Raw genomic sequence first — 7,603 nt, 5'->3', positions numbered from 1 at the left:
CCGGCGGGCGACGAGCCGGTCGATGCGGTTGGTCATGGTGCCGCTGGAGACGAGCGTCTGCTGCAGCAGCTGTTTCGGGCTGAGCTGATAGGGCTCTCCCGCTCGGCGGAGGGCCGAGAGCACGTCCCACTCCCACGACTCGATGTCGCTGCGCCGGAACGCCTCTTTGCGTGCGATGTCGAGGTGCCGCGCGAGGCGGGCGACCCGTGAGAGAACCTCGAGCGGCGAGAAGTCGAGGTCGGGCCGCTGGCGCACCCACGCCTCGACGATGCGATCGACTTCGTCGCTGTCCCGGCTCACTCGTTCATTATGTCGAGAACGCCCGGGCGTCGCCGTCTGGCAGACTTGACCGGTGCCCGCGGGCACGATCCGCCGTGGTGTAACGGCAGCACGACAGCCTTTGGAGCTGTTAGGTCCAGGTTCGAATCCTGGCGGCGGAGCATGACCTCATCGACCGAGCTCGCCGTCGTCGTCCTGGCCGCGGGTCAGGGCACCCGCATGCGCTCCCGCCTGCCGAAGATCCTGCACACCGTGGGCGGTCGGCCGCTCGTCGGACACGTGCTCGACACCGCGGCATCCCTCGACCCGTCCCGCATCGTCGTGGTCGTGCGGCACGAGCGCGAGCGTGTCGCCGAGACCGTCGCCGAGCTGGCGCCGGGCGTCGTGATCGTCGACCAGGACGAGATCCCCGGCACCGGCCGCGCCGTCGAGGCCGCCCTCGGCGCGCTGGAGGACTTCACGGGCGACGTGTTGGTGCTCAGCGGCGACGTGCCGCTGCTCGAATCGCACACGCTCGCCGCGCTCGTCGAGACCCACCGCACGGGCGGCTCGGCGGTCACCCTGCTGACCGCGAGCGTCGACGATCCCCAGGGGTACGGCCGCGTGATCCGCGACGACGCCCGGGGCGTGCGCCGGATCGTGGAGCAGAAGGATGCCACGGACGCCGAGGCCGCCGTCTCGGAGATCAATGTCGGCGTCTACGTGTTCCGGGCGGCGCCGTTGCGCGAGCAGCTCGCGCGCGTGGGCACCGCCAACGCCCAGGGCGAGAAGTACCTCACCGACGTGGTGGCGCTGCTGCGCGACGCGGAGCTGGGGGTGGCGGCATCCCTCACTCCCGATGCTGCGGCGGCGCTCGGGGTGAACGACCGGATCCAGTTGTCCGAGGCCGGGCGCACGCTCAACGCCCGCACCGTTCGGCACTGGCAGCGCGAGGGAGTCACGGTGGTCGACCCCGCCACGACCTGGATCGACGTGACCGCGGTCCTCGCCCCCGACGTGACGATCCTCCCGAACACCCACGTGCGCGGGGCGACCGTGGTCGCGACCGGCGCGACGATCGGTCCGGACACGAGCCTGGTGGATTGCGAGATCGGTGAGGATGCCACGATCACCCGCACCGACGCCACGCTCGCGGTCGTCGGGGCCGGTGCCACCGTCGGACCGTTCGCCTACCTGCGGCCGAACGCCCGCGTGGGCCGCAACGGCAAGGTCGGCACGTTCGTCGAGGTGAAGAACTCCTCGATCGGCGAGGGCAGCAAGGTGCCGCACCTGTCCTACATCGGCGACACCGAGATCGGGCGCAACGTCAATCTCGGCGCCGGAGCGATCACCGCCAACTACGACGACATCGCCAAGCACCGCACGGTCATCGGCGACGAGGTGCACAGCGGCTCGCACAACGTCTTCGTGGCGCCCGTTACGATTGGGGATGGCGCCAAGACCGGTGCCGGCGCGGTCATCCGAAAAGACGTTCCGCCCGGCGCGCTGGCACTCAGCGTTTCACCCCAGCGGAACATCGAGGGGTGGGTCGAGAAGAATCGACCGGGCACCGGTGCGGCGGACGTCGCTGCGCGGGCCCGGGGTGAACAGGAAGCGCGCGATGGCTCGTAAGAAGAACCGTGTAGATCTCGACCGCGACAACGGCATCGCCCCCGGGCTCGTCGCCAAGACAAAGAAGCGCCTCGTCGTCGCCTCGGGTCGCTCGCACCCCGAGCTGGCGCATGAGGTCGCGCGGCACCTGGGCACCGAGCTCGCGCCGACCGAGCACCGGACCTTCGCGTCGGGGGAGATCTACACCCGCTTCGAGGTCTCGATCCGCGGCTGCGACGTCTTCGTGGTGCAGTCGTTCGGCCCGCCGGTCAACGAATGGCTCATGGAGCTGCTCATCATGCTCGACGCGCTCAAGCGCGCGTCGGCCAAGCGCATCACCGTCGTCGCGCCGTACTTCCCGTATTCGCGTCAGGACAAGAAGGGACGCGGCCGCGAGCCGATCAGCGCCCGTCTCGTCGCCGACCTGCTGAAGACCGCCGGTGCCGACCGCATCATGAGCGTCGACCTGCACGCCGCCCAGATCCAGGGCTTCTTCGACGGCCCCGTCGACCACCTGTTCGCCAAGCCCGTCCTCCTCGAGCACTTCGAGCAGGGCCTGACCGGCGAAGACCGCGAGACCCTCACGGTCGTCTCGCCCGACATGGGCCGTGTCCGCGTGGCCGACACCTGGTCGGACAGCCTCGGTGCGCCCCTCGCGATCATCCACAAGCGTCGCGACCCGAAGGTCGCCAACCAGGTCTCGGTGCACGAGATCGTCGGTGACGTGAGCGGCCGCACCTGTCTCCTGGTCGACGACATGATCGACACCGGCGGCACCATCCAGAAGGCCGCCCAGGCGCTCAAGGCCAGCGGCGCGCGCAAGGTCATCGTGGCCGCGACCCACGCGATCTTCAGCGACCCCGCCACCGAGCGTCTGCAGGACCCCGCGATCGATGAGGTCGTCGTCACCGACACCGTTCCGATTCCCGCCGAGGGCCGGTTCGACCGCCTCACCGTCCTTCCGATCGCGCCCCTCCTCGCACGCGCCATCCACGAGGTCTTCGAGGACGGTTCGGTCACCAGCATGTTCGGCGGCGACGCCTGACCCTCATGGTCGGTTCATAGGTTCGGTGAAGTCTGAACCAGGCTCACTGCGAGATCGTGTCCCTACCGTGAGCACGATCGCTCCGCGAGGCACGACCGAAAGAGGACCCTCATGATCCGCACGACCGCCGTCCCCCGCCCCGTCCGCATCGGCACCGCTCTCGTGGGTGTTGCCGGAATCGTCACGCTCGCCGGCTGCGCCGGTGGCAGCACCGAGGCCGCCGCTCCCGCCGAGTCGTCCGCCGCTCCGGCCGTCTCCTCGGCGCCGAGCACCAGCGCCGCGGCCGGTGGAGCGTCGACCGGCGTCTACGCCGACGGCACGTACGAGGCCACGGGTCAGTACGCCACGCCCGAGAGCGTGGAGACGGTCGACGTGACCCTGACGATCGCGGGCGACACGGTCACCGACGTCACGGTGACCGGCGACCCGCAGGCCGCCGAATCGCGCCGATACCAGAGCGAGTTCATCGGCGGGATCAAGGACGAGGTCGTCGGCAAGAACATCGACGAGATCTCGGTCAGCAAGGTCGCCGGATCCTCACTCACCAGCGGTGGCTTCATGACGGCCCTCGACACCATCAAGTCCGAGGCGAAGGCCTGACCCCATGACCGCGGCGACCACCACCGATTCGGTGTGGACGTTCGAAGCGATCGGCACCGCGTGGACGATCGAGACGGCTCGTCCGCTGTCCGCCGCCGACCGGCGCGCGGTCGCCCACGTCGTGGACGGCTTCGACCGCGAATGGTCCCGCTTCCGCGAGGACTCGCTGGTGTCCGCCCTCGCGGACGGGCGGGTGGCATCCGCCGAAGCGCCCGAAGACACGGATGCCATGCTCGCGCTGTACGACGAGCTCGACGTCGCGACTCACGGCGCGGTGAACCCGCTCGTGGGGGACTCGCTCGCTCGGCTCGGGTACGACGCGCGGCTCACCCTGGCCCCCTGGGGTGCACCGCAGCCCGCGCCCGACTGGCGCGACGTCGTGACGTGGGGGAGCGGCATCCTGTCGCTGTCGCACCCGGCGACGCTCGACGTGGGCGCGCTCGGCAAGGGGCGGCTCGTCGATCGCGTCCTCGAGACCGTGCGTGCCGCGGTCGACGGCGATGTCGTCGTGGACGGCTCGGGTGATCTCGCCATCCGGGGCGCGCCGGTGCGGATCGGACTCGAGCATCCGTACGATCCGACGCGCGCGATCGGTCTGGTCGAGGTGCGCGACGCGGCGCTGTGCGCGTCGGCGATCACTCGCCGCGCGTGGGGCGAGGGCCTGCACCACGTGCTCGACGCCCGGACGGGGGCGCCGGCGCAGGCGTACGCGGCGACGTGGGCGATCGCCGACACCGCGATGCGTGCGGACGCCCTCGCCACCGCACTGTTCTTCGACGGCGGGCCGCACCTCGCGGCCGCCTGGGACGCGCCGTGGGTGCGTATGAGCACCGACGGGCGCGTGGAGTGGTCGCCCGGATTCGAGGGAGAGATCTTCTGATGAGCACCACCCTGACCGCGGGGTCGACCCGTGTCCGCGGCCTCCTCGGCCGCGTGTCCATGTACCGGCTCGTCCTCGGGGCGCTGGGTCTGCTGACGGTGATCTCCCTGGGCCTGGCCTTCGCGGGTCTCGTGGTGCCCGACCCGCTCGAGATCCTCATCAGCACCGTGGTGCTCGCACTGGCGTGCGGCGTGACGGATCTCGTCGCGCAGAGCGTGCTCCGGATGCCACGGCGCCTGGAGTCCTCGCTCATCACCGCCGCGATTCTCCTGTTCGTGCTACGTCCCACCGTGGAACCGCTGGGCCTCGCGGGTCTCGTGCTCGCCGGGGTCGTGGCATCCCTGTCGAAGTACCTGCTCGCCTGGCGGGGGCGGCACGTCTTTAACCCCGCGGCGACCGGAGCCACCGTGCTCACCGTCGTCGGAGTCTGGGCGCCGGAGCTCGGAGGGTCGGCCTGGTGGGTCGGGTCGCCGTGGCTCGCGGGCCCTGTCCTGGTGCTCGGGCTGCTGCTCCTCGCCCGCACGGACCGGCTGCCGGTCGTCGCGGTGTTCTGGGTCGTGGCCGCGACGGTCGCATTCGTCCGCACGACGGTGCAGTTCCAGGCGGCGGGGTTCCCCGTCGACGTGCCCGCGGTACTGCTGCAGGTCGCGTTCTCGTCGCCGTTCCTGTTCCTCGGCGCGTTCATGCTGTCCGAGCCGCTCACCCTCCCGCCGCGCCGTCGACAGCAGATCGTCGTCGCGATCGTCGTCGGCGTGCTCGCGGGCTGGCCGATCGCGCTCGGCGGCATCACCCTCGGACAGGAGCGCGCGCTGCTGATCGGCAACCTCGTCGCGTTCCTGTTCTGCCTGCGCGCCGCCGTCCGGCTGCGGGTCGAGGGCCGTCGCGACCTCACTCCGACGGTCCGCGAGCTCACGTTCCGCGCGGCACGGCCCTTCTCGTTCTCGCCCGGGCAGTATCTGGAACTCGACGTGCCGCACCGTCGCCCCGACGCCCGCGGCACGCGGCGCGAGTTCTCGATCGCGTCGGCGCCGGAGGACCTGCCGACCGTCCGCATCGCGTTCAAGGACGGCTCGCAGTCGTCGTACAAGCGCGCCCTCGCCGACGTACCCGTCGGCGGCACGCTCGCCGTCACCGGTGTCTGGGGCGACTTCGTGCTGCCCGCCCGCCCCACGTCGCCCGTGCTCCTCGTCGCGGCCGGCATCGGTGTGACGCCGTTCGTGTCTCAACTGCGGCACCTCGCGGCCACGGGTCAGAGCCGCGACGTCGTGCTCGTGTACGTCGTGTCGGAAGCGAGCGAGCTGGCGTTCCGCGACGACATCGTCGCCAGTGGCATCCCGGTCGTGGTCTTCTCCCGGGACGAGCCGCGCGACCTCCCGGTCGGGTGGGTGTGGGCCGGACCCGACCGCGTGGATGCCGATGCGCTCGTGCGCGCGGTTCCCGACATCGCGCAGCGCGCGGCCTACGTGTCCGGACCGCCGCGGTTGATCGCCGCGCTCGCGCCCGCGCTCGCCCGGGCGAAGTCGCTGACGACCGACGCGTTCGCGGGCTACTGAGAAGCCGCGGGATCCCGTGGCTTCGCGGGGAGCCGCACCTCGAACGTGGTGTCGCCGGGCGCGCTGCGGACGGTGATCGTGCCGTTGTGGGCCTCGACGATCGCCTTCGCGATGGACAGCCCGAGTCCGGTGCCGCCGGTCTTCCGATCGCGGGAACGGTCGGCGCGAGCGAACCGTTCGAACAACTGCGCGGCGACGGCCGGATCGATACCCGGGCCGTCATCGTGCACCCGCAGGACGGCGTCGTCACCGTCGCGCGCGACCGAGACGGTGACCACGGTGCCGGCGGGCGTGTGGGTGCGGGCGTTGGCGAGCAGGTTCGCCATGACCTGGTTCAGCCGTGCCGCGTCGCCGGCCAGTTCGACCGGTTCGCCGTCGAGGTCGATCGCCCACGCGTGATCGGGCCCGGCGGGACGCGCGTCGCCGACCGCCTCGACGGCGAGGCGGGTGAGATCGACCGTGCCGTAGACGAGTTCCTGCCCCTCGTCGAGCCGGGCGAGCAGGAGCAGGTCTTCGACGAGCGTCGTCATCCGCAGGGACTGCGCCTGGATGCGCTCGAGCGACTGCTCGGTCGTTTCGACGGCCATCTCGATGCGCTGGCGGCTCTCGTCGTCCTGCGCCTGGCGCATCGCGCGCAGCGACAGCTCGGAGAACCCGCGGATGGATGCCAGGGGAGTGCGCAGCTCGTGACTGGCATCCGCGACGAATCGCCGCATGAGTTCCTCGTTGCGCTGGCGGGCGGCGAGGGAGGCGTCGACTCTGTCGAGCAGCGAGTTCAGGGCCGTGCCGACCTGCCCGATCTCGGTGTGGTCGTCGACCTGCTCCGCGGGGACGCGCTCGTCGATGGTCACGTCGCCCTGATCCATCCGGATGGATGCCACGCGCGTCGCCGTCTCCGCGACGGCGCGGAGTGGACGCAGTCCCACGCGGATCACCACGGCGATGATCGCGGAGAGCAGCAGCAGCCCGCCGGCTGTGAGGAGGGCCACCGTCGTGAGGATCGTGCCGATCGTCGAGACGACCTGGCTGAGGGGGAGACCGAGGACCGCGACCGTGCCGGACGGCGCGACGGTCACGCCGATGCGGTACGTGCCGAGCCCGGGGAGATCGATGGTGTCGGACTCGGCAGTGGAGAGACCCGTCGCGACCGCGTCGCGGATCTCGTCGACCTGCGACTCGTCGAGCGCGCGCACCAGGCGGCCGTCGACATAGGCGCCGGTGTCACCCGTGTCGGGATTGCGAAGAACGAGAACCGTGCCGTCGGGGAAGGGACCGGCCGCCAGCGACGCGATCGCCGACGACGTGGGACCGCCCTGCACGTTGCGGATGGCCGCCGACACCTGGGCGCTGAGGTTGCTCTGCAGCACACCGGTGATGATCGCGCCCGTGGACACGGCGATCATCACCAGGATGAACGCGACCATGCCGATCACCGCGACCATCAGTCGCGACTGCAGCGTCCAGCGGTGGCGCGCCTTCGGCCGCGTGTGCGGTCGTGTCACTGGGGGGCTTTGATCATGTAGCCGACGCCGCGGACGGTGTGGATGAGCGGCTCGTGGCCCGCGTCGATCTTCTTGCGCAGGTACGAGATGTACAGCTCGACGACGCTCGAACGTCCGCCGAAGTCGTAGTTCCAGACGCGGTCGAGGATCTGCG

General features: G+C 70.9%; 8 protein-coding genes and 1 tRNA gene. 6 read left to right on the top strand and 3 right to left on the bottom strand.

The window, feature by feature from the left end; all coding sequences use genetic code 11:
• Nucleotides 1–300, bottom strand: a 300-nt coding sequence (locus tag D8Y23_RS15495) for a MarR family transcriptional regulator (protein WP_128218964.1), incomplete at its 3' end; no start/stop codon positions are given.
• Nucleotides 301–368: 68 nt separating this feature from the next.
• Here D8Y23_RS15495 and D8Y23_RS15490 point away from each other — a divergent pair.
• From D8Y23_RS15490 to D8Y23_RS15465, 6 genes are all read left to right on the top strand, one after another.
• Nucleotides 369–440 (top strand) — tRNA-Gln (locus tag D8Y23_RS15490).
• A 1-nt stretch (nucleotide 441) separates the two neighbouring features.
• Nucleotides 442–1,890 (top strand): bifunctional UDP-N-acetylglucosamine diphosphorylase/glucosamine-1-phosphate N-acetyltransferase GlmU, encoded by a 1,449-nt coding sequence (gene glmU, locus D8Y23_RS15485; RefSeq protein WP_128218963.1) that lies wholly within the window; start codon nucleotides 442–444, stop codon nucleotides 1,888–1,890.
• Nucleotides 1,880–2,914 (top strand): ribose-phosphate diphosphokinase, encoded by a 1,035-nt coding sequence (locus D8Y23_RS15480; RefSeq protein ID WP_128218962.1) that lies wholly within the window; start codon nucleotides 1,880–1,882, stop codon nucleotides 2,912–2,914. Before glmU ends, D8Y23_RS15480 begins: the two co-directional genes overlap by 11 nt.
• 111 nt (nucleotides 2,915–3,025) lie before the next feature.
• Nucleotides 3,026–3,514 (top strand): FMN-binding protein, encoded by a 489-nt coding sequence (locus D8Y23_RS15475; RefSeq protein ID WP_128218961.1) that lies wholly within the window; start codon nucleotides 3,026–3,028, stop codon nucleotides 3,512–3,514.
• Between the two features lie 4 nt (nucleotides 3,515–3,518).
• Nucleotides 3,519–4,394: an FAD:protein FMN transferase gene (locus D8Y23_RS15470; RefSeq protein WP_128218960.1), complete on the top strand. Its 876-nt coding sequence runs from the start codon at nucleotides 3,519–3,521 to the stop codon at nucleotides 4,392–4,394.
• Nucleotides 4,394–5,947, top strand: coding sequence for an FAD-dependent oxidoreductase (locus D8Y23_RS15465; protein ID WP_128218959.1), 1,554 nt, complete (start codon nucleotides 4,394–4,396; stop codon nucleotides 5,945–5,947). Before D8Y23_RS15470 ends, D8Y23_RS15465 begins: the two co-directional genes overlap by 1 nt.
• Here D8Y23_RS15465 and D8Y23_RS15460 read toward each other — a convergent pair.
• Both D8Y23_RS15460 and D8Y23_RS15455 read right to left on the bottom strand, forming a co-directional pair.
• Nucleotides 5,941–7,389, bottom strand: a complete 1,449-nt coding sequence (locus D8Y23_RS15460; RefSeq protein WP_428844485.1) for a sensor histidine kinase — start codon at nucleotides 7,387–7,389, stop codon at nucleotides 5,941–5,943. The genes D8Y23_RS15465 and D8Y23_RS15460 overlap by 7 nt on opposite strands.
• 56 nt (nucleotides 7,390–7,445) lie before the next feature.
• Nucleotides 7,446–7,603: winged helix-turn-helix domain-containing protein (locus D8Y23_RS15455; protein ID WP_164878276.1), on the bottom strand; the 158-nt coding region annotated here is incomplete at its 5' end.

Origin of the sequence: Microbacterium enclense, from assembly GCF_004022425.1 — a bacterium.
In the GTDB taxonomy this organism is placed as follows: Bacteria; Actinomycetota; Actinomycetes; order Actinomycetales; family Microbacteriaceae; genus Microbacterium; species Microbacterium enclense_A.
The sequence above is the reverse complement of the archived record's forward strand: the minus strand, read 5'-3'. Positions and strand labels throughout refer to the sequence as shown.

What these genes read in the sequence shown, in the direction of transcription:
- D8Y23_RS15480 (WP_128218962.1), top strand. Translation starts at nt 1,880, where the DNA reads ATGGCTCGTAAGAAGAACCGTGTAGATCTCGACCGCGACAACGGCATC.
- D8Y23_RS15470 (WP_128218960.1), top strand. Translation starts at nt 3,519, where the DNA reads ATGACCGCGGCGACCACCACCGATTCGGTGTGGACGTTCGAAGCGATC.
- D8Y23_RS15475 (WP_128218961.1), top strand. Translation starts at nt 3,026, where the DNA reads ATGATCCGCACGACCGCCGTCCCCCGCCCCGTCCGCATCGGCACCGCT.
- D8Y23_RS15460 (WP_428844485.1), bottom strand. Translation starts at nt 7,389, where the DNA reads ATGGTCGCGGTGATCGGCATGGTCGCGTTCATCCTGGTGATGATCGCC.
- D8Y23_RS15465 (WP_128218959.1), top strand. Translation starts at nt 4,394, where the DNA reads ATGAGCACCACCCTGACCGCGGGGTCGACCCGTGTCCGCGGCCTCCTC.
- glmU (WP_128218963.1), top strand. Translation starts at nt 442, where the DNA reads ATGACCTCATCGACCGAGCTCGCCGTCGTCGTCCTGGCCGCGGGTCAG.